The 21,546-nt window shown below is 60.5% G+C and carries 19 protein-coding genes and 1 pseudogene; 12 read left to right on the forward strand and 8 right to left on the reverse strand.

Going from position 1 to position 21,546, the window contains the following annotated elements; all coding sequences use genetic code 11:
- The first annotated feature begins 151 nt into the window (after positions 1–151).
- Together FH08_RS0125915 and FH08_RS0125920 are read left to right on the forward strand one after the other, a co-directional pair.
- A complete protein-coding gene (locus tag FH08_RS0125915) occupies positions 152–1,261 on the forward strand; it encodes an ABC transporter substrate-binding protein (RefSeq protein ID WP_031361154.1) in 1,110 nt (369 codons plus the stop codon).
- A complete protein-coding gene (locus tag FH08_RS0125920; RefSeq protein ID WP_031361155.1) occupies positions 1,261–3,078 on the forward strand; it encodes a histidine kinase in 1,818 nt (605 codons plus the stop codon). Before FH08_RS0125915 ends, FH08_RS0125920 begins: the two co-directional genes overlap by 1 nt.
- Before the next feature lie 60 nt (positions 3,079–3,138).
- Here FH08_RS0125920 and FH08_RS0125925 read toward each other — a convergent pair whose 3' ends face one another.
- Positions 3,139–3,816 (reverse strand): FadR/GntR family transcriptional regulator, encoded by a 678-nt coding sequence (locus FH08_RS0125925; protein WP_035567158.1) that lies wholly within the window; start codon positions 3,814–3,816, stop codon positions 3,139–3,141.
- Between the two features lie 227 nt (positions 3,817–4,043).
- On the opposite strand from FH08_RS0125925, the gene FH08_RS0125930 reads away from it, so the two are divergent.
- The 4 genes from FH08_RS0125930 (at position 4,044) to FH08_RS0125945 (ending at position 9,166) form a co-directional block, all read left to right on the forward strand.
- Positions 4,044–5,828, forward strand: a complete 1,785-nt coding sequence (locus FH08_RS0125930) for a gamma-glutamyltransferase family protein (RefSeq protein WP_031361157.1) — start codon at positions 4,044–4,046, stop codon at positions 5,826–5,828.
- A gap of 73 nt (positions 5,829–5,901) precedes the next feature.
- Positions 5,902–7,311 (forward strand): MFS transporter, encoded by a 1,410-nt coding sequence (locus tag FH08_RS0125935; protein ID WP_031361158.1) that lies wholly within the window; start codon positions 5,902–5,904, stop codon positions 7,309–7,311.
- Positions 7,312–7,350: 39 nt separating this feature from the next.
- Positions 7,351–7,905: a GAF domain-containing protein gene (locus tag FH08_RS0125940; RefSeq protein ID WP_031361159.1), complete on the forward strand. Its 555-nt coding sequence runs from the start codon at positions 7,351–7,353 to the stop codon at positions 7,903–7,905.
- A 1-nt stretch (position 7,906) separates the two neighbouring features.
- Positions 7,907–9,166, forward strand: a complete 1,260-nt coding sequence (locus tag FH08_RS0125945) for an MFS transporter (RefSeq protein WP_031361160.1) — start codon at positions 7,907–7,909, stop codon at positions 9,164–9,166.
- An 89-nt stretch (positions 9,167–9,255) separates the two neighbouring features.
- Here FH08_RS0125945 and FH08_RS0125950 read toward each other — a convergent pair whose 3' ends face one another.
- Together FH08_RS0125950 and FH08_RS0125955 are read right to left on the reverse strand one after the other, a co-directional pair.
- A complete protein-coding gene (locus tag FH08_RS0125950; RefSeq protein WP_031361161.1) occupies positions 9,256–9,678 on the reverse strand; it encodes a DUF302 domain-containing protein in 423 nt (140 codons plus the stop codon).
- Between the two features lie 143 nt (positions 9,679–9,821).
- Positions 9,822–10,694 carry an HPP family protein gene (locus FH08_RS0125955; RefSeq protein ID WP_235210497.1) on the reverse strand — a complete coding sequence of 291 codons (873 nt, stop codon included), beginning with the start codon at positions 10,692–10,694 and terminating at the stop codon, positions 9,822–9,824.
- A 329-nt stretch (positions 10,695–11,023) separates the two neighbouring features.
- On the opposite strand from FH08_RS0125955, the gene FH08_RS0125960 reads away from it, so the two are divergent.
- Entirely contained in the window at positions 11,024–11,896 is an 873-nt protein-coding gene (locus FH08_RS0125960; protein WP_031361163.1) for a LysR family transcriptional regulator, read from the forward strand.
- Between the two features lie 56 nt (positions 11,897–11,952).
- Here FH08_RS0125960 and FH08_RS0125965 read toward each other — a convergent pair whose 3' ends face one another.
- Positions 11,953–12,429, reverse strand: a complete 477-nt coding sequence (locus tag FH08_RS0125965; RefSeq protein WP_031361164.1) for a YybH family protein — start codon at positions 12,427–12,429, stop codon at positions 11,953–11,955.
- Between the two features lie 359 nt (positions 12,430–12,788).
- On the opposite strand from FH08_RS0125965, the gene FH08_RS0125970 reads away from it, so the two are divergent.
- Positions 12,789–13,202 carry a MucR family transcriptional regulator gene (locus FH08_RS0125970; protein WP_031361165.1) on the forward strand — a complete coding sequence of 138 codons (414 nt, stop codon included), beginning with the start codon at positions 12,789–12,791 and terminating at the stop codon, positions 13,200–13,202.
- Positions 13,203–13,603: 401 nt separating this feature from the next.
- Positions 13,604–15,307 (forward strand): helix-turn-helix transcriptional regulator, encoded by a 1,704-nt coding sequence (locus FH08_RS0125975; protein ID WP_031361166.1) that lies wholly within the window; start codon positions 13,604–13,606, stop codon positions 15,305–15,307.
- A 171-nt stretch (positions 15,308–15,478) separates the two neighbouring features.
- Here the strand turns inward: FH08_RS0125975 and FH08_RS0125980 are convergent, their stop codons facing one another.
- Complete coding sequence (locus tag FH08_RS0125980; protein WP_031361167.1) at positions 15,479–18,529, reverse strand: AAA family ATPase; 3,051 nt, start codon at positions 18,527–18,529, stop codon at positions 15,479–15,481.
- 360 nt (positions 18,530–18,889) lie between these two features.
- On the opposite strand from FH08_RS0125980, the gene FH08_RS0125985 reads away from it, so the two are divergent.
- The 3 genes and pseudogenes from FH08_RS0125985 to FH08_RS50595 form a co-directional block, all read left to right on the forward strand.
- The gene (locus FH08_RS0125985) at positions 18,890–19,690 is read left to right on the forward strand and encodes an acetoacetate decarboxylase family protein (protein WP_031361168.1); all 801 of its coding nucleotides are present in this window, start codon (positions 18,890–18,892) and stop codon (positions 19,688–19,690) included.
- 33 nt (positions 19,691–19,723) lie between these two features.
- Positions 19,724–20,098 carry a tautomerase family protein gene (locus tag FH08_RS49635; protein WP_051888536.1) on the forward strand — a complete coding sequence of 125 codons (375 nt, stop codon included), beginning with the start codon at positions 19,724–19,726 and terminating at the stop codon, positions 20,096–20,098.
- A 40-nt stretch (positions 20,099–20,138) separates the two neighbouring features.
- A pseudogene (locus FH08_RS50595) lies at positions 20,139–20,279 on the forward strand (transposase domain-containing protein); the annotation flags it as partial.
- Here FH08_RS50595 and FH08_RS0125995 read toward each other — a convergent pair.
- From FH08_RS0125995 to FH08_RS0126005, 3 genes are all read right to left on the reverse strand, one after another.
- A complete protein-coding gene (locus FH08_RS0125995; RefSeq protein WP_031361170.1) occupies positions 20,228–20,599 on the reverse strand; it encodes a hypothetical protein in 372 nt (123 codons plus the stop codon). The pseudogene FH08_RS50595 and the gene FH08_RS0125995 sit on opposite strands and share 52 nt — an antisense overlap.
- Positions 20,600–20,716: 117 nt before the next feature.
- Entirely contained in the window at positions 20,717–21,052 is a 336-nt protein-coding gene (locus FH08_RS0126000) for a BrnA antitoxin family protein (protein WP_031361171.1), read from the reverse strand.
- Positions 21,018–21,305: a BrnT family toxin gene (locus FH08_RS0126005; protein WP_031361172.1), complete on the reverse strand. Its 288-nt coding sequence runs from the start codon at positions 21,303–21,305 to the stop codon at positions 21,018–21,020. The genes FH08_RS0126000 and FH08_RS0126005 overlap by 35 nt, the downstream gene beginning before the upstream one ends.
- Between the last annotated feature and the right edge of the window lie 241 nt (positions 21,306–21,546).

The raw sequence follows: 21,546 nt of genomic DNA on the forward strand, positions 1-21,546 counted from the left end.
AAGCCATTTCGACCCATCGCGGTCCTGCTGGATAAATATTGGCAAGCAGACGATGCTACTAGAATGAGCGTCGAGCTACCCGTCGAGCAGTTGCATCTGAGCGCGCGATGCGTACCCCGCGCACGATAGCGGCAACCGAGTGAAATATCCTATGAATCGTAGAGAAGCACTGCGCGCATGTGCTCACGTCGGCCTGCTATGCACGACGAACTACGCGTTTGCATCCAGGCAATTGCCTCATGTGGTGTTCCTTAACCCCGGAGAAGCGCTCGAACGTGGCACGGGGCAGCAATGGCAACTGGTATCGCGGTTCATGGCGGTCGCAGCAAAGACCTTCGACATCCAACTGGAAGTCCTTTATGCGGAACGTGACCATCTGCTGATGCTGCGCCAGGCTGAGGAGGTCGCGCGCCGCAGCGACGCGCCCGACTACGTGGTGATCGTCAACGAGAAGATGGCCGCCCGGCAGATGCTGGAAACGCTGGCGCGTTCGCCTGCAAAAGTGCTGCTCATCCACAATGACCTCACGCCCGACCAGCGCCGCGAGATCGGCAACGAACGGCAACGAATCCCGAACTGGATCGGCACGGTGACGGCAAACGCGGCACGCGGTGGGTACCGCTTGATGGAATACCTGTGCCAGTGGCTTGGTCAGAGCGCGGCGAAGGTCATCGGGATTACCGGCGACCCGAACACGCCCGTCTCGCTGGAGCGTGCCGCTGGCGTCGAGACGTTCCTGTCCAAGGTGCCGGATGCGCGCACCTGCCAACTGGTCTTCAGCGACTGGAGCTACGGCGACAGCGATCAAAAGGCACGCGTGCTGCTTGCACGGTATCCGGAAGCCAACGCAGTCTGGGCGGCGAACGATTCGATGACGCTAGGGGCGTTAAACGCAGTCGAAGCACGCAACGCCCGCGTTCTGGTAGGAGGGATGGGGGCATTGCCGGAGGCGCTGACCCGTGTGGCCGATGGTGGTCTCGCGGCCATGGTGGCGGGGGACTACTTCATTGGTGCGTGGGCCATGGTTCTCCTGCATGACTACCACCACGGCCGCGACTTTGCGGCGTCCGGAGGACTCTGCCAGAAACTGGACTTCCTGAGCGTTATCCACCGTGAGAACGTCGCTCAATACCATGAAGTCGTTTTTCTCCGCGGGCACACACTCGACTTTGGTCTCTACTCGAAAACCATGCATCCGCATCCTGGTCCCTACGACTTCAGTTTGCGCCATATCCTGAACGCCACGGCGAAGGACTCGTGATGCGTTCGCCTCTACGACATGCGCTACGCTCGCTCAGTCTGCACACCAAGCTGATGGTCGCGCTCGTCATACTCGTCGCTCTCGTGGCGGGCACCTCCGCGTTTGTTCTGGTCGAACATTCGCGCGAGCGCCGGCTCGCGGAACTGGAGGAGCGCGCCACGCGAATCGCTGAGCTGTTCAGCCGCTCACTCGCCCAGCCGTTATGGAACGTCGATCGAGGCGCAATCGACAACCAGCTTGCTGCTCTCGCGCCCAATCCCGAAGTCGCGCAATTCACGGTCACGGCAGTGGGCTACGGCATCGTGTCGAACGTGAAGGGCGATCAACGCGTGGACCCGGACGATAGGGTGGTGCGGGTCAAGGCGATTGAATATGATCCTCCGGGCGATGCGCCGCGAGAGAAAATCGGCGAGATCCGCGTCGTTCTTACGAAGGCGGTCGCCAGGCAGGCGATCAGTGGCGCCCGCCGGACCATCCTGGCGATGACGGCGCTCGTCGTCGCTGCACTCTACGCGGCGACCTTCCTGCTGCTCAAACGGATGGTGCGTGGCCCGATAAACCGGCTGGAGGAAATGGTCGACCGGATCTCGGACGGCGACCTTGATGCACGCTGCGCAGTAGAATCCGGCGATGAGTTGGGGCGGCTCGCCACGCGCGTGAATGCCATGGCGGACCGGCTTCGTTTATCGACGGAGAGCCTGCGCGAGAGCGAACGAAAGTACCGGGGCATCGTGGAAAATTCTCTCGAAGGCATCTTCCTGCTCGATCGCAGCGGGCGACTTGACGAGGCCAATCCGGCAATGGCGGAGTTGCTCGGATATGGCGCTGCGACCGACCTGATTACGACAGCAATCAGCGAGCCTGGGAAAGGACCGTTTTCGCCGCTGCAAATTGGCGCCCTGTTCGATATCCTCAGCGTGCAGGGCGAAATCGCCGGGCTCGAAATGCAGTTAAAGCGCCTCGACGGTAAGACGATCTGGGTCCAATTGAACGGGCGCGGTCTGGATGGCAACGATGGCCGTCCCCGCTGTCTTGAAGGGCTGCTGACCGACGTCACGGCCCGCAGGCACGCGCTCGAAAATTTGCGCCGCCATCGTGACCAGCTCGAACTGGAGGTGAGCGAGCGCAAGCGCACCGAAGGAGAATTGCTGGCGTCGCGCGAACGGCTACAGCAGCTATCGGTGCATCTTGAGGCGATTCGCGAGGAGGAGAGGAAGCGTATTGCGATGGAAATCCATGATGAACTGGGCCAGTTGCTCACGGCGCTCAAGATGGACCTGTCATTGCTGAAGATGCAATTGGCGGCCGATTCGCCCGCCATGCACAAAGCGGAGGAGATGCGTGAACTGCTCGAGAAAACGATCAAGATCGTGCGCAACGTGGTCAGCCACCTGCGGCCGGCCGCGCTCAACTTCGGCCTCGCATCCGCCCTCGAATGGCTCGCCGAGGATTTCAGCCGTCACACTCAAATAGCCTGCCATTTTCATCGGGAAGGTCCCGAACCGCGCTTGGCCGATGCCCGCGCGACGGCGATATTTCGTATCGTGCAAGAGTCACTGACCAATGTGGCCCGCCACGCCAACGCGTCGCGTGTCGATGTGACGCTAGCCAACGGCCAAGCCGGCATCGAGTTGATCGTCAGCGACAATGGACGAGGCTTCGATATGGTCGCCGCACGGGCCGGCTACTCGTATGGTTTGCAGGGCATGGCCGAACGTGCCCGATCGATCGACGCACAACTGCAGATTGAAACCGAGCCGGACTCGGGTTCTGTTGTACGCCTGAGCGTCCAGGACGATTCCGTCACGGCTCATTAAGACCGGTACGCCAGCCATGGTGAGCTGGAACAACTCAACCAGGCAACGGCGGCAGGTACCTCACCCATCGCGTTCAGTGGCATCGTCTCGCCCGACTGACGTGCGCCACTGAACGCTCAGCAGGTGCTCGCGCATGGACCGCGCAGCTAATTCGCTATCGCGGGCCTTCATGGCGCTGACAATATTCTCGTGCTGTTGGGCGAAATAGCGCCGGGTCTCCTGGGCCGCGGTTTTTTCACGTACGTCAGGCTTGACCCGCATGCCGTTGATGACTTCCATCAGGGCGATGAGAGCGGGGTTTCGCGTGGCCTGTCCGAGCAGCAAATGAAATCGATGATCCCATTGCTGCCACTCCTCGTCATTTTTTGCGGCGGCGTTCTTTCGCGCGCATTTATCAAGTTCCAGCAAATCATCCCCACTTGCTTTCGTCGCAGCTAGCGCGGCAAGCGCCGGCTCGAAAAGCAGCCGCATTTCTGCAATGTCCGCCGGACTGGCTCCAGCGCGAAGCCCGCGGAGCGTCGGCGCAAATTTCAGCGGCCGCGCACCCAGATAGGTGCCGCGGCCGACACCTCGCCACACACGGCCAGAAGCTTCCAGCGAGGCAAGCGCCGCGCGCAGTTCCCTCCGGGTGACCTCCAGGTCCTCGGCGAGACTTCTTTCAGGCGGCAACGCGTCACCGTCCTTGAGCTGGTTGTGGACGATATATTCCTGCAGCCTGTCCAGCAGTGATTTTTCCATTTTCTCTTTCAACCTTCTTAAACCAATAATCATTGGTACAAAAATATCAGATTTTGGCTTGTTTTCACACCGTCATAGATATTTTTTATCCACTAAAATATCTGGAAAGAAGGGTTATAACTAACTGCAGGCCGGCATTGCTCGTCATACCATTCTATTTTGATTGATTTGAACCAATTATGATTGGTTCATTTAATGATCGCCCATCGTCGCGAAAGGAGTTGCGCATGTCGTTTACAACCCGCCCGGAACTGATTGGCACGTTCGGCATGGTGTCCTCCACGCACTGGCTAGCCAGTGCGTCGGCGATGGCCGTTCTTGAGAGAGGGGGTAATGCATTCGACGCGGCGGCCGCGGCAGGTTTTGTTCTGCAGATCGTTGAACCGCATCTGAATGGACCCGGCGGCGAACTGCCGGTCGTGTTCTACAGTGCCCGTGAAAAGCGGGTTCGCGTGCTATGCGGGCAGGGTGTGACGCCGGCGGCAATGACGATATCGCGCATGCGTGAGTCAGGTCTGGAGGTCGTTCCAGGTACAGGGTTGTTGCCAGCCGTCGTACCCGGAGCATTTGGCGCCTGGATGCTTATGCTGCGCGACTACGGCCAGTTGCCCCTTGCAGACGTGATGAGCTACGCAATCGGTTATGCGGAAAACGGCTATCCGGTTCTGCCGCGAATGACATCGTCAATCCTTGCAATCAAGGATTTCTTCCAGACGGAATGGCCCACATCGGCTGAGCAATGGCTGCGCAATGGCGACGCACCCATGCCGAACCAGTTGTTCGCCAATCCGGCGATTGCGCACACGTACAAGCGCATCCTGGAAGAGGCGAATACCGTCCGTGATCGTGCAGAGCAATGTGATCTGGCCAGCAAGGTGTTTTATCGTGGATTCGTGGCTGAGGCTATTGACCATTACTTCCGCTCGACCGCAGTTCTCGACACCTCCGGCCAGCGTAACCATGGTCTGCTCAACGCAGACGATCTTGCTCGCTGGGAGCCGACCTACGAAGACCCGGTCTCATACGACTATGAGGGCTTCCGGGTTCACAAAACCGGTCCATGGGGCCAGGGGCCCATGTTTCTGCAGCAGCTAGCGCTCCTCAAGGGTTTCAATCTCACTGCGATGGATCCAATGGGACCGGACTTCGTCCATACGATCATCGAATGTTCGAAGCTCGCATTCGCCGATCGCGAGGTGTTTTACGGTGATCCCAGGTTCGCGCACGTGCCCATGGATGTGCTGCTGAGCGACGCCTACAACGACGAGCGGCGCCGGCTGATCGATCCCGGCCGCGCGTCGTTTGAATTCCGTCCCGGCCGGTTGGGCGACAGCGAACAGCGTGCGGCCCTGATCATGGCCAATGCGGGAAAAGAGCAGTCGGGCGGTTTCGGCCAGGGCGAACCGACGTTCGCACCGCTGCCTGAACTGCGCGGCGATACGGTGCATCTCGACGTGGTCGATCGCTGGGGCAACATGGTCTCGGCAACACCATCGGGTGGATGGCTGCAGGCCTCGCCTGCGGTGCCCGGTCTCGGCTTTAACGTGACCACGCGCGCGCAGATGTTCTGGATGGAAGAAGGCCTGCCATCGTCGCTCGGTCCAGGGCGTCGTCCCCGCACCACGCTTTCGCCCACACTCGTTACGCGGGGAGACCAACCCTATGCGGTGTTCGGCACCCCAGGCGGTGACCAGCAGGACCAGTGGTCAATCCAGCTGTTTCTCAGGCATGTGCACGCCGGCATGAACTTCCAGGCCGCAGCAGAAGCACCCTCGTTCCAGACAGCTCACTTTCCCGGCTCGTTCTACCCGCGCTCGATGAAACTGGGCAAGATGTCTGCGGAATCGCGCTTTCCCGAGAGCACGCTTGCCGGGTTACGCGCGCGCGGGCACGACCTGACTGTCGCCGAGCCCTGGTCGTTGGGCCGCGTCTGCGCGGTTGGGGTCCGAGGCGGGCTGATGCGCGGCGCGGCGACACCCCGCCAGATGCAGGCTTACGCTATCGGGCGCTGACTTTCGCATTCCCGTTTCGCATCCCCGTTCACATTCCCGAGACTCCAATCAATTTCCTCAGCGAGAACATGCCTTGTCCGCTATCGCCGACCGTCTGGAAAGACTGCCTCTGTCAGGGTTCCATCGTAAACTCCTGCTCATCGGCGGGTTGGGCTACCTGTTCGATGGACTCGATTCATCGTCGCTTGCCTTTCTGCTGCCGGTCGTCAGCAAGCTTTGGCACCTGACCAGTGCTGAAACTGGCCTGGTCGCGAGCAGTACCTATATTGGATACTTCTTCGGGGCGTTTCTGTCAGGGGTACTGGCTGATTTGATCGGTCGTCGCCGCATCATGATGACTGCGCTTGCGATCTATTGCGTTGCATCGCTCGCGAGTGCTGCCGCCAACGACTGGCACACGTTTTTTGCATTGCGAATAGTTGCTGGCTTCGGCTCGGGCGCGGAGACCGTAGTGATCGCACCATTCCTCGCCGAATTTGTGCCTCGACGTTACCGGGGCATTTTTTGCGGAGCACTGGTCGGTTTCATGTCGTTTGGTTATCTGGGGTCGTCCATAGTCGGCTTCACCGTGGTGAGAAACTTTGCCGATGGCTGGAGATACATGGCAGTGGTGACTTCATTGCCCGTTGTCATGCTCCTGTGGTGGCGAAGGACGCTGCCCGAGTCGCCGCGCTGGCTGGAAAGCCAGGGCCGGATTGCCGAAGCGAATCGTATAGTGAGTGCAATTGAGTCATGGTTTAGCGACAGGGGTATTCATCTAGCGCCCGTCGCGTCCGTAGGCGCAGTTTCAGCATCAACGCCCACGAAGAGCAGCGCGCTGCAGAACGTCCTGACGCTATGGTCGCCGCGCCTCGCGCGCACGACCACCGTGAGCTGGTTAATGTGGTTCTCGGTTGCGTTTGCGTACTACTCGTTTTTCTCCTGGATTCCGAGTCTGCTCCTCGCGGAAGGACTTACCATGACGAAAAGCTTCGGATATTCAATCGCCATTTATGGGGCGCAGATTCCCGGGTATTTTTCCGCCGCATGGCTCAATGAACGGATCGGGCGGAAGGCCGTGGTGGCGTCCTACATGCTATTGGGTGGCGTTGCGGCGATCACCCTTGCGTTCTCTCATAGCGGCTTGCAAATCATGAGCGCGGGCATCTTCCTGTCGTTCTTCATGAACGGCGCGTTCGCCGGGGTCTATGCGTACACGCCGGAAGTGTTTCCGACGGCGGTTCGCGCGACCGGCACCGGATCGTCTTCATCGTTTGGTCGCATTGGCTCGGTAAGCGCGCCCATTCTGGTCGGACTCGTGTATCCCGCGCTCGGCTTTCTGGGCGTGTTCGCCATGACCACGACGGTTTTGTTGATTGGGGCCTGCGTGGTTGGCTTCCTCGGCATCGAGACGCGCAACCGGTCGCTTGAAGACATCGAGGAGGGTGGTCTGGAGCAGCACGATGTGCGAAGCCCGCTAAGTTCCACCGAAATGAACGGCTGAATGTCGCCTCCAACCTTTACATCACCTCGCATCAAGCCTATGCAAAACATTGATATCGCGACTGCGCCGCTAGCCACGCGAGCGCTTGATATTCCGGACCTTGAGCGCCTGGCAAATGCCCTGCGACTCAAGGATCAACCCATGGCGATTTTTCGTGCCGTTCATGCGGTGGCGGAACGCACAATAGGCCTTAGCCTCTTCACGATCATGTCCTACGATGCGCAGCGTCTCGAGGTCCAGCGAGTTTATACGAACATGCCGGACGTCTATCCAACTGGAGGGCGTAAGCGAAAACAGGGTACCCCGTGGGCGAGCCAGGTCTTGCTGGAGCTCAAGCCTTTTCGCGCAGAAACGCCGCAAGGCATCCAGGATGCATTTGACGATCACGCAGTGATGACCGGCATGGGCCTGGGATCGATATTGAACATCCCGATCGCATACGATGGCGTATGTGTGGGTACGATGAACATGACGCATAGGGAAGGGTGGTATACGGCCAGGCATGAACAAATCGGCCTGCTGATCGGCTCCTTCCTTGCCGCTGCGCTCGTTAAGCGGAATACGGCGCCCGCCGGCGACGCCACGGGTCGCTGACATGAGCATAACTAATCAGGTTTCCGAAACATCCACGTTGCCAAAAACCTTCGGGGCGCAGGGCTCGTGGCTGCTTGTTTTTGCACTCGGCTATCTCGCGCTGATAGCCGATGGCGCAGACGTCATGATGTACGGCTTGACGCTCACACGGATCAAGGATGAGTTCGCTCTGAGCAATGTCGAAGCGGGGGCGTTGGGGGCCTTGACGCTGTGTGGCATGGCGATCGGTGGGATTCTTGGTGGCTGGGCGAGCGATCGCCTGGGCCGGGTTCGGGTGGTCGCGTGGGCGTTGGCGCTTTTTTCGCTGGGCGCCGGCATGCTTGGATTTACTCATAACTTTTTGGAATTCGCGGTCGTGCGATTTATCAGTTCGTTGGGCATCGGCTCAATGGTGCTGGTCACCACGCTTGTTGCCGAATACGTGCCCACGGAACGGCGCTCCCTGATTCTCGGCGCCCTGCAGACTGGAATTTCGGCTGGCTACATTGTCGTCATCGCGCTGAGCAACTGGATTTTGCCCCACTATGGCTGGCGTACGTTGTATTACGTATCCGCGCTGCCAGTGCTGTTGGCGCTGGCGATCAAATTCGCCGTGCCCGAACCGGCAAACTGGCAAGCGAGCCGCGTTGCAGCCCGCGAGAACAAAGAAGGCAAGCCTGTCCACAACCGCTATTACCTGATTTTCAGTAACCAACAATCACGTAGCTTATTCATCCTGTGGACCCTGGCCTCGGTGTTTGCGCTTTCCGGGTTCTATGGCTTGAACAACTGGTTGCCTACTTACCTGGAAAAGGAACTGCACATCAAGTTCAGTTCGATGGCCGGGTACATGATCGGCACGTACGTGGTCGCGTTCGCTGGAAAGATCATCGCCGGCTGGCTCGGCGACCGCTGGAGTCGACGCGGTGTATACGTTCTTGGCTGCATGGGCGCGGCGATTTTTCTACCCGTGATTATCTTTTGGCACACGCGCGAGAACATCCTCTATCTCATGTTTATCTTCGGCTTCATGTACGGCGTGCCCTTGGGGACGATCGGCACCTTCATGTCGGAGAGTTTCCCCACCTCGATCCGCGGCACGGCGGTAGGTGGCTCTTATAACCTCGGACGTTTCTGCGCGGGCGCGGCGCCTGTCGTTATCGGTTACCTGGCCACGCAGTTTTCAATCGGTATCGGTTTTCTTGTAGTCGGTGCGGTCTTCTTTTTAAGCGGTGTAACCGCGCTGTTCATTCCCGATCGACTGCATGACACGCAGCGTTAGTTAACGCGCGCGAAAGCTGAACTGAGCCCGCAAGGGTGGGCAGTTTTCGGCTAGAGCCGAGAGAGGCTAGTTCTGAAATTTGTGCGCGTTCAGTCTTGTCCGGCAACCATACGCAGCAACGCCGGGGTTTGTTTCAAGGGCGCTAGCACTTGCGGATCGACCTTATAGTCGCTGCCAAGTGTAGTGGTCACGTCCTGATAGTCCACGTGCACGCCATGTTCAGCGTCTTGCCAAACCACCGCCTTCAATGGCAGCTCCAATGCAGCATGCGGATTAGCCGCCATTACCGGCGTGCCGGCCTTCGGATTTCCGAACAGAAACAGCCGCGTAGGTCTCAACGACAATCCCCCGGTCGTCGCGGCGGAACTCTGATCAATATCGGCGAATAGCGTTATTCCGTGCGAGCTTATTGCAGCCTTGAGCCGCGAGACGGTTGTCTGAAAGTCGTATTTGCTTTGCAACGTAAGCACGGAGGAAGGACGCTCTGCAAAAGTTTCAGCCTGTGCGGTCATAGCGATGGTCCTCCAATGAACTCCGAACATGGTTGCGCAGTCAGCGCGCCGTGTCAATCGTGTCGTCGTCATGGTGTTGGGATCGGGCTGCGCCGAGGCTCGAAGGCAGATAGTGATAAGGCGGCTTCACGGGAGACCACCCGTCATTGCGCTAACTGGCGTCCGGTTACCCACGATTTCTTGAAGAGCAGGAAACTCGCTGTCAAGAGCGTGCTGCCTATGCCGACCGCGAGCGGGAAATGCCAGTCGGCGCGCGTCATGACTTGCGGCAGGAGTCCTATGGCAAGTGCGGGGATTGCATGCAGACGAGTCGCGCGTAGCATGACGACGCCGAACAGCATGGCCAGTACCGTTGAGATAACGCCTGGACCAAATGTCGCCAGCGCAGCAACGCCGGTTGCCGCCGCGAGCGTGCATACCACCGGTAACAGTACCGGCCGCTGGGCCCATGGGCAGACGTCTGCATGCGCGAACATTTCGAACGCAATCACGACGAGTGGCGGGAAAAACACCATTCTCATTCCGGTCGCCATCGAAAGCAGGTAGGTGGCGCCGAGAAACGCTACGAAGAACGGCAACCACAGGAACTGCTCGGGCAGCGATTCGATTTCATCGTCGACCCGATCGGCGGCGCTCGGTGCGGCGTCTGCATCTGCGTCTGCGTTGCCGAAGAACCTTAGGTATGCTGACGACAGGACGGCAAGCGCACCCGTGCCAAGTAGAATCGAAAGCGGATACAGCCAGCTTTTCTCACCGAGCGAGAGCGCGAGAAAGCAGGCCGAGATGGCCGGCGCGATGGGTGAGCGCATGAACTTGAGAATGACCATCGCCCCGACGATGCAGATCGCAATGGACGCAGCGGAATACGGCAGATAACGAGTGACGAGCACACCGAACACGGCGGTCGCTGCCGGAGAGAGCGCGAGCATCCAGGGCGCACGGGCCCAGGTGCCGCGCGGCCGCAGCAATACGTCGTAGGACAGGGCGGCTAACTCGGGAAAAAGAAGCAAAGCCATGCCGGCCGCCGAAGCGGCTCCGGCGACCCCACCCATGAAGCAGAGCGAGATGAGCACGGCGGATATAACGCGGCGGGATTTAGCAGTTCTCATGTAATGGACCTATGTATTGCGCCGAGCCCGGGCGGCAGGTTAAGTGGAAAATGCTCCGCTAGCCAACGCGCGTGGCCGGCAGATTACCCAACTCGGGGCTCAGCGCATTGACGGCCGCTCGCGGACGAGCTATCAAGCGAATAAACCTTATCGGCTGAAGTAATGCCGATGGTAGACACATTGACTTCGTGCGAATATTCCCCATAACTGCACCGCATCCTTGGGAAAATGCACCGATGTTCGATTGGGAAAATATGCGTCATTTCCTCGCGCTCGCCCGCATCGGTACGTTTTCGGGGGCCGCGCGCAGCCTGAAGGTCGATCACGCGACGGTGAGCCGACGCTTGGGCGCGCTCGAGGATGAGATGAAGACCCGTCTGGTTGAGCGTTTTCCCCGATCCTGCAAGCTCACGCAGGCGGGTCAGCGAGTGGTCGAACTGGCACAGGGCATGGAAGAGAATGCCTACGCGATCGAGCGCTTCCTGGATGTGAACCTTGCTCCGCTCAGCGGCAAGGTTTCACTGAGCGCGCCGCCCGTACTGGTGGCCAGTTTTCTGGTGAAGCACCTTGCGGACTTCCGGATTGCACATCCCGGCGTGCAGTTGTCTGTTTCGGGCGAGCCACGGCAAGTTTCCCTGAGTCGACGCGAAGCGGACATCGTCCTGCGGCTGGTTCGGCCAAAGGAAGCGACTACGGTGGTACGTAAGCTAGGGCGTATGTCGTTTGACCTTTACGCAAGCAAGGACTACCCGCATCTGCACAATCCGGCTGCCTGGGAGTTCATCGTCTACGATGCCGGCTTCGCGGACAGGCCACAGCAGACCTGGTTGATGAACGTCGCAAGAGGGCGACCAATAGCATGCGAAATCGGCGACATCACGGGTCACCTCGCAGCGGCTCAAGCAGGCGCCGGCGTGGCTGGCCTACCGTGCTTCGTGGCAGACACTGATCCGAATCTGCGGCGCGTCGCGCACGATGGCGAACGATTTGCACGAGATATCTGGATGGCCGTGCATCGGGATCTGCGCCGTTTGCCACAAGTACGGGCGGTCATGGACTTTCTACTAAAAATCATCGCGGAAAATGCCGCATTTTCAACAAGCGATTAGAAAGCGCGTTCCAGGAGCGCTGAACTGAGGCACAGGTCTTCGCAGCAAGCGCTCGCTTACTGCAGGACTTTGTTCGGCGTAGCGCTGAACGAGATGAACCGGGCAATGGACCACTTGCCATCCGGCTGCCGTTTGAAAATGTCCATCCCCGCTTCAGTACTCGTGCTCGACTCGCCACCCTTCTGCGCAGTGAGCGTCCAGAACAGCCGGACTACGGCGATATCCCCGGACACGATGATTTCGCGGATGTCGGGGCTGTCGTAATGGAGCTTCAACCCAGGTTTCGCCAACACGGCGCTGAGCTTCCCGCAGAGCGCGTCCCGGCTACCATCGAGCGCGTCAGGAACGGTCGAAACCAGATCAAGGGCGAACAGGTCACAGACCCCGGCGGCATCGCGTGCGTTGAATGCCACCGTCCAACGCTGCAGCCGGTCCGTGATGGCGACCCTGTCTGACTCGACGTCCGCGCGAGCTAGAGTCGCCGCACCAACGCCCGCCAACACGACGGCAATCGCAAGCAACCATCTGATCATGGGAGGTCTCCAAATCAATCGGATATGCGGCCATTTTATAGGGAACAGATTCCGCAAGGGATCGGCAACGACAAAGGCGGGTAAGTGATTGATAGCCGATCTCGTCTGTATGGCGAAGTGCCGTCTGCGATTACGCTCATCGGTTATGGCGTGATCACCGCGGCTACCCGGCATGACGTCCGGAGCTGACCGGGGCGCAGGTGCGCCCCCGTTCGGGGGGTTGACCCGCCCAGGTCGCGCCGCTACTTTGATCGGGTGTCCCACCTGAGAGCGAGACAAGCTTATGGAGGCGCACGAATCCGCTCGCCGCTTTCGGGCAATCCCAGTAACGCAGGCTCTTTGAGTTCGCGAGGCCGCCCGTGACGGAGCATCCCCATCTGGTCGAACTGACTGCCGAGATCGTGGCGAGTTTCGTCTCGTGCAATCCGCTGCCGGCGGCCGATCTTCCCGCCTTCATTTTGAGTACCCATGCCGCGCTGGCGGCGTTGCGCGATCCCTGCGAGGAAGCGGGCGCGCATGCCGAGGCAGCCGTCCCGATCGATGAATCGATCCATGACGAGTACCTGGTCTGCCTGGAGGACGGCCGCAAAATGAAGTCGCTCAAACGCCATCTTCAACACCGCTACGGCATGACCCCCGATCAGTATCGATCGAAATGGGGGCTGCCCGCCAACTATCCGATGGTGGCACCCGCCTACTCGGCGCTCCGCTCGACCATCGCGAAGAATCAGCCGGCTGGCGCCATCAAACCGCGGCGCGGCGCCAAGACCTGAGAGCCAAGCGGACACGCTCGTGCAGTGCGGTTTCACCCATCGAGGGGATACCGGAGGAGCGCACGGCTCGCGCATGATGCTCACCAATCAAGCGAATGATCGGCGAGCCGCCTAACGCATGGCGGGGCGCATGCGCGGCGCCAGGTTGCCCGACGACTCGCCCGGTCACGCCGCTCAACGAGACGTTCCGCGATAGCGGGATTGCCGCATACGAATAGCGGCGTCGAGCGGTCCTTTCTTGCCGGGTTATCCGTTGAAGGTCCGTATAGGCCCCTCGATTACCCGGCCATTACCGAAACATAACCGAATCATCACGCTTCGTAGCGGTGCCGGATTTAGTCTGGGCCGCACCTTTGCTCGTTGTGCGGTTGCGACGATCTGGTGTCCCTACGGAGCCTGAAATGAACGATGTCGTTGCATGCGAAAGTTTATCGACAGTTGGCCGGACACCGCGAAGCGTGGCTATTCCATGCGGTTCGCCCGAACTGGGCGCGCGGCAAACGAGCGCCGCCGCCGGGTCCCTGCCACTCGTTAGCGATACCGCGGCCGCAGTGCAGATTCTGCGGACTGGTGGCACCGGGGTGGGCGCCCGTTTTGCACACATCAGGCTCGATATCGAACGGGCGTGGCAAGCCATCATGCGCTTCGATTCCCGCGAGGCGCTGGTCATCGCTGACCTGATCGAACAGCAAGCGAACCGGCTGTCGGTGACGGTGACGAAAGCGCTTCACGGCGAAATCGCGGCGCTGCGGGCGGCAGCGCTCGCGTTCCAGGACGATGAGGTGGCCGCCTTGCCAGCCGCGTTGTCCGCGCTCGCGCTTGGCAGAAGCGCGCCGACTGTGCAGATCGCGTTGACGGTGTGCCGCAGCGTGTATTGGCGGCGCGGTGATCTGAAGCGTTTCTACTCGGTGGAACGCGTCAAACTGGATGGCCGGCCAGGTCCGATGCAGGCGGTCTCCGCGCTGTTCGATCTGGCCTTGGATGCCGCCGTCGCCTTCGATCAGATGCGCTTCAACGCGGCGCGCTTGCTGGCAGCCGACGCGCTCGAGGCCGGTCGGCGCTTCCTCGGTACGCCTGTTCCGGCCGATGCGTTTCCCGCGGCCATCATCGCGCAAGTACTCTACGAGCAGCGCCAGGTGGACGAAGCCGAGGCGCTGATCGACGCGCGGATGGCCGACATTCGCGAGCGCAGCACCCTCGAAGGCGCGCTGCGCTCGCATGTGCTGCTCGCACGCATCGCCGCGAGCCGGGGGCAAGCCGGCCGGGCGCTGGTGATTCTCGGCGAGGCCGAGGCGCTCGGCGTGCGGCGCGGCTGGCCGAGGTTGCGGGCGGCGAGCCTCGCGTACCAGGTCGAGATCGAAGCGGGCCACGGGCGTGTCGACGAGGCCGCGCAATGTCTGGAGCGGCTTGCCGCACTTGCACGTGAAAAGCGCGCCGCGAGCGGCAGCGGTAGCAACGCGGCCCTCGAGATCACGTGTTTTCATACCATCGCACGGGTGCGCGTCGCTTTGGTCCGCTCGCCGGGAGCCGTCGATATAGCTTCATTGCGGCAGGCTCATTTCGACACGGTACGGCGCGGCGGTCTCTATGCGGCGGTGCCCGTTGCGCTGTTGCTTGTCGAGGCCTCGCTTGTGACGGGCCGACGCGGTGAAGCCGTGGAGGGGCTGGTCAATCTGCTCAAGCTAGCGCAATCGGTCGGTCTGCATCAAACGCTTGTCGATTGCAGCGTGCGCGTCGCGGAGCTGATCGAGGCGATCGTGCAACGGCGGATCGCGTCCGTGCACGATACGGGCGAACTGCTGCCCTACGCACGGCTGCTGCTGGTGCATCGGCAACGCGGCACGCGCCACGCTGTTGAGCCATTCCCTGTGCGACGTCCGAACGCCGCTGCGGGCGTCAGCGAGCGCGAGCGCCTGATCGTCAGCCTGATGGGGCAAGGTCTGTCCAACAAGCAGATCGCGGCCGAGCTGTGCATCGCACCTGAGACCGTGAAATCGCACGCAAAGCATCTTTATACGAAGCTGTCAGTCAGAAACCGGACCGAGGCGGTCACGCTGGCCACGCGCCTTGGTCTGATCCACATGCCGATGATTTTTTCGGCTTGAACGCGGGTTTTGGGATTTCACGACAACAGCAACCACTTCGCGGCGCGCACCCTGCAGGTCTGACGCGGCTGGCTGCTGGTCCGTACGATGCGCTTCGAGACCGTCCTCGAACTTGAACGTCGGTTCAGGCAGGCGTCGGATCGGCCGGGGCCTCGCGGAGCCAATCGAGGGCTAATTCCCGGCGTCGAACGTGGCGCGCATACGATGCCCGGTGGGCAAACTTGCCGCGAGCGCCGCTTTTTTGGAAGCCGCCAGTTCGGCGTGACGTTCAGCCGTTTGCGCATCCCCGCTCAAGCGGTAGGCCTCGCTCGCCGTACGATGGATGCGCCAGTCCGCGAGCGGAGTCTGGAAATCCTGGGTGGCAACGAGCGCTTTTTCGACATGACGCACGGCGTCCGCCACCGCGCCAAAGCGAAGCGCGACGCGAGCCTGAATCTCCCACGACAAACCCTGCCAGGTGCGCTCCTCCGTGCCGGTCACCAGCTTGACCAGACGCGCGGCATGCCTCATCGCTTCGTCGAGATCACCCTGCATCAGCGCAAGGCTTGCGAGTCCCCATTCAAGCGCGAGTCGCCAGTACCAGTCGAAAATCACCGGCTCGTTATCCATGCGCTGCATGACGTCGAGCAAATGCACGCGCGCCGTGCAGGTGTCGCCCAGGCCAAGACAGGCCAGTCCCTTCAGGAGGATGGCGAGCCGTTGCTCTGCGGGAAGGGTCGAGCGGTGCACCGCTGTCCCGGCCAAGGTTTCCGCGAGAATCTGGCTGCAGGACTCGAGCATGGCGTCGAAGTCCAGTGCATGGAATTGCACCCAGCAGCGATACAGCGTGAGCGTATCGGCGCCATATTGATTGCCGTTGGTAGCGTACATGGCAATCGCCCGGTCGAACTCCTGATGTGCGCGCCCGAGCTCGCCCAGATATAGCAGCGTCCAGGGCACACCGAGATTGACCATCCATGTGGCGCGCGCCATGTTGAACTCGGGCCGGTTCTCATCGTTGTCGACGAGGAACCGGTAGTTCGCGAGGATGTTGTCCTGGGCCTGTTGATACTGTGCGGACACCATCAGCACCATGCTGTATTCGCATTGCGACCAGGCGCTCGTGAACGGATCGTCGCCGTTGCCCAAGGGTTCGAGCGATGCTTCGCACTGACGGATGTCGTCGGCGTGCCAGCCGCGCACCCACATTTTCCAGACGTAACAACTGATGCGAGTGCGCGCCTGCTGTTGCAGATTGGTCTGCCGTTCGCTGAGCACCAGCGCTTCATCGATAATCCGGCTGCTGCGTAACTGATCGCGCCAGCTATAGGCGTAAGCGAGGCTCAGCAATGCGCGGCTCTGGATATCGATCAGACCGAGTTGCGCGGCACGGCTGGCCAATTGTTCGCAGGTCTCGAGCGCGCGCCGGTCATGTGCCGCGGTAAAGACCGACGCGCGTCCTTCGAGAAACTCAGCCTCGGCCGCTGCGCGTGCCTCGTTCGGCAAATTGGCCGCCAGCATCATGGCGCGATCGAGGATAGCGAGTGCGTCGTTGTACGCGAGACGCTTCTTCGCGGTCTGGATTGCGATCCGCAGATACCCCAACGCACGCGACCATTGCTTGGCCGCTGAGAAATGCTGGGCCAGTTCCGCCGCAACGCTGCCATGCTCCTCCGGAGCGCTGCGCGCTTCGAGTTCTTCGGCAATCCGCAGATGCGAATGAGTGGTGCGCAGCGTGCCCTGGCGCTCGTAGAAAGTCTGCCGGTACATCGTATGGCGGAATGCGTAAACGCGTGCCGTGATCATGCGGTCGAACGGCGCTGGCGCTTCACGGCGGATAAAGCTTTCCTGACGGCACAGCGCTTCGCACGTCTGCTCGACGCGTTCCTGGCTTAGCTGCGCCGCTGGAGCGGCGAGGGTGGCGTTGAAGCTGAGTCCCACCACGCTCGCGGCTTCCAGCACGCGTCGTTGATCGCCCGTCAGCCGCTTGATGCGATGCTCGATGACCTGGCTGAGTGTCCGCGGGACGTCGAGCCGCACTTCCGACGCAGACCGATGCAGCTTCCACCCCTCAGGGGTGGACTGGGCGATGCCCTGGGCGACCAGATGCTCGAGCGTTGCCACCATGAAGAGGGGGTTGCCGCCGGAGTGCTCGCAAACGAGTTGCGCAAGGCCGTTCTCGCGAGCGTTCTGCGCTTTGCCTTCAAGGTATTCGGCGATGGCGCTTTCGCTCAGCGGTTCGAGCACTATGTCATGGCAAAGCTTCTGCAAACCGAGGTCGTGGTTCAGGCGGCACAGTGGATGCTGAACCAACTCCGCATCTTCGGGGCGATACGTGACCACGACCATCAACCGCGCACGTGTGCGATGACGGGCGAGGGCGGAAAGCATGTCGACCGTCGAGTAATCCGACCAATGAAGGTCTTCGAAGACGAGGGCGAGCGGCGTTCGCGCCGAGAGAGCGGCAAAAAACTCGCAGATCTCGCGGAGCATGCGGCCACTGCCCGCGCCAACCAGTTGCCGCTGCAACTGCGCGCGATACCGCTCGGGCACCGAGCCGGGAAGCTGCGCGGCCCAGGTCGGGGCTATCGAGATCAGACTGCGCATGATGGCGGCCCCCGCATCGCCGCGCACCAGTTGGGCCAGCGCTTCGAGCACGGGGTAATACGGCTCCGTGCCGCCGTAACCCTCCACGCAGCCCCCGAGCGAAGTCAGCACGTCGCCACGGCCGTCGAGCGATCCGAGGAACCGGTTGACGAGCGTGGTCTTGCCGATGCCCGGTTCGCCGGCGACGAACACAATCCGCGACTCGCCTGCGCAAGCCTCGTCGAACAGCGTTTTGAGCTTGTTCAACTGCGGCGTGCGTCCGACGAAGGTGCCGTCAGGAGGTTTCTTGGCATCGTCCGTGGCGTTGACCGGCGTGCGAGCCAGCAGCGGGGCGATGAAACGATAGCCGCGGCCGCGAAGCGTTTCGATGAAGCGGGGGTTGGCCGGATCGTCGCCGAGCGCGGCCCGTATGGACAGCATGTGTCCCTTCAGCACTTCCGGCTGCACAATGACTTTTTGCCAGAGCGCGTCGAGAAACTCGTCGTGCGTGACGAGGCGGCCGGCGTTGTCGACTAGGTACTGAAGCATGTCATACGCACGGGGCCTGAGATTGAGCCGGGACTGGCCTCCGTCTGGCGTCACTTGCCAAACGCACTGGTTGGCCCGGTCGAGCCGGAACGGCGGGAATTCGCTCACTTTTGTCTCCGAGCGCACGGCCCATTCATTCTTGTAGTCTCATATGAAGCACGCTGGTCGCCTCGATGCGCTGGGTCAGGCGCGGATTTCTGCACGGCAAGGCGATCAACCGCTGAATCATGGTGAGCCTTGGTGAGCCTTGGCGTCTTCTGCAGGCGTGAACGTAGCTTTAAACATTTGGCCGATTCTATACCGGCAAAATGACTGCAAAAACCTTCGATGCACGGGTATGGACAACTGCCTTGCGCAGGGCTTTCAAGCGGCCATTTCGACCCCCGTTCGGGGGATAGGACACGTTAGCGCCTTCCAGAATAATGCGTCATCGCGACTGCCGGTCGCTCCCATCGAAGGCGAAACGAAATGCTTAAAGCGTTTTCAGTTCCTGTTACGCCGCAAGGACAATCCGCACTTGCGACGATGCCGCCGTGGCACTATTCGAGCGACTGTATGGCCATCGAATACTGGGCTGACCCGACAGCCATCGCGGCACTGCTTCCGCGTGGCATGACCGTGGACGAGGAGTCAGGAGGGCGCGCTTTCTTCTGGTTTCTGGACTGGCAGTTCACGGCGTCCAACGACGAATTGACGGACCCGGCCCGTTATCAATACCGCGAGGCCTTCGTGCTGGTCGAGGCCGTATTCGACGGCGTGCCGGTCAACTACTGCCCGTACATCTTCGTCGACAACGATGCCGCCATCGCCCGCGGATGGGCGCAGGGCTTTCCAAAGAAACTCGCGAGCGTCTACCAGACCCGCAGTTTCTCGGCGCCGAGTGCAGCGGCGGCTCCCCTTGCCAAAGGAAGCCGCTTCGGCGCCAGTGTTTCGGCGCACGGCGAACGGCTGGCGACCGCCCGTATCCAGCTCGAGGAGCCCGTCGCTGACCCGAGGACCGTGTTCAACCGGCCGACGACCATGCGCCGCTACTTTCCCCAGCTCGCCGCCGGCCATCAGGACAAACCGCCAGTCGATGAACTGACCATGTCGCTCACGGACAATCTGGCGATCGTCGATCTCTGGACCGGAGCCGCGGAGCTGAAACTTCCCGAGGTCGCCGGCGAGGACATGCACCTGATCGCTCCGCTGCGCGTTGGGCGCGGTTATCGGCTGGGTATGTCGTACTCGGTGACGGATCTGCGAATTCTGAAGAACTACGTTGAGTGACCGGTTGGAACCATCGAGACAGGAGTCGCCTCCATGCCGCTTTATACCTTGATGACTCAGGATGGCATACTCAGCAGCGAGGCCAAGACACGGCTCGCGGTCGAACTGACGGAGCTGCACGCTTCCTATTCGGGTGTGCCGAAAAACTGGGTGCATGTGGTGTTTCAGGAGTATCCGGCCGGCAACGGCTTCACGGCCGGAGAAGCGGCCGCCACCGCGGCGCTGACGCTTCTGATCCGCACCGGCCGCCCACCTGAATACAAGCGGGAACTGATCCAGCGTCTTTGGAAGCTGTTTCAGACCGCGACAGGCGCACCCGATGACCAGATTGTCATCGGCATTCAGGAACTGCCGCCCAGTCAGGCGATGGAAATGGGGAAGATCATGCCGGAGATCTCGAACGAATAGCTAGGGAACGATTATTTGAGCCAGGGCAGTGCCCGTGGCGGATGCAGAAGCGTATCTGCGTCACGTTCTCACTCACATCGCAGAGCATCCGATCAACCGTGTTGATGAATTGCTACCGTGGAATCTGAATCAGTCGTCGTACTCGAGTGGTGTGACCGCGCAATCCAGAACAGTCGGGTGAAGGCGAATCTCGCACCACTCCCTGAACATCCTGATCGTCCGATTGCGCGGCCATAAATCAGGATCGATATACCAATCCCCTAGCATGTGCTCGAAGATCGCCTTCCAGTTACGCTGAATCCACCGCTTGCCCGGCTGGTCCGGGTCGTCACTACTGTCCGTTGGGATCAGAAACGCGGATGGTTCATCACGGGCGTCATCTAGCGTGATCTTTGTATTGGCCGGGAAGGGATCGGCAGCATTGATCCATTCAACAAATGGTGTGCTGGGCAGGACGATGGCAACCACCCGGTTTGCGACGTAAAGCGGCTCTTGCTGCATGCAGTCGATCCTCGTATCAGATGATCGAATGCTAAAGCAACACGGTCGTCATGCAACGCTTACTTCCTTGCTATCTGTCCGTCAAACTGAAAAAGCCCGCAGGGCGCGGGCTTCGGGTTAGAGCATGTGGTGCGATGTGGCGTACTCGCGTAGCGCGTCGTTTATTCGAGTTTGCCAGCCGTCACCGGTTGAGCGAAAAGCCTCAACTAAGTCCCGGTCACAGCGTAGGCTAATCGCTTCTTTAGTGATGTCTGCGGGCGGCCGGCCGCGACGTTTGAGCAGTGCATCGGCGGCCGTCGCTCCAACACGCTCAGCGAGCGTTTCGCGAAGTGGCCGCATGCGTCGCATCTCCTCGGCGCTCAGTTCTCGCGCGTCAGGATCGGCCTCGATGCCGCGATTGATTTCGGCGTCTTCCGCATCAGTGGGCGTTACGATCTTGCGTTTGCTTGACATAGTTCTTTACCTCGCGTTTATTGGCTTTGCGTAGGCCAATCACGCCCAAAGCTGGACCTCGAATCGTGTAGACCACGCAGAACAGGCGCTCGCCGATCAAGCCATGCGCAACCCAACGTTTCTCTTTGTAGTCATGGCGCTCGTCAAGCACATCTATTGCGCTGTCCCAGTCGAATTCTTCGATGAGGGTTAGTGATACATGGTGCGTTTCAAGGTTGAGCAGGTCTTTGGCCGAGTCAAATTCGATCTGCATGATTTATTGTATATACATTAATTAATACTTTCAAGGACGGGTTCGAGCGGTGGCGAAAGCCTGGATGCCAAGTCGCCGGATGAGCGTGGCGCGGGACTGGGCCTCGCCGAAGAAATCAAACATCCGCGGAAATCATCAGTTTATTACGAATGTGTAAACTGCAGTGATCGCATCGTGATTTCAGAGAACGGAGAAGCAACAGAGAAGCGCGCCCAGATCGGGGCGGAAGGAATATGTTGTG

The sequence above is a fragment of the Caballeronia sordidicola genome, from assembly GCF_000729995.1.
GTDB lineage: Bacteria > Pseudomonadota > Gammaproteobacteria > Burkholderiales > Burkholderiaceae > Caballeronia > Caballeronia sordidicola_A.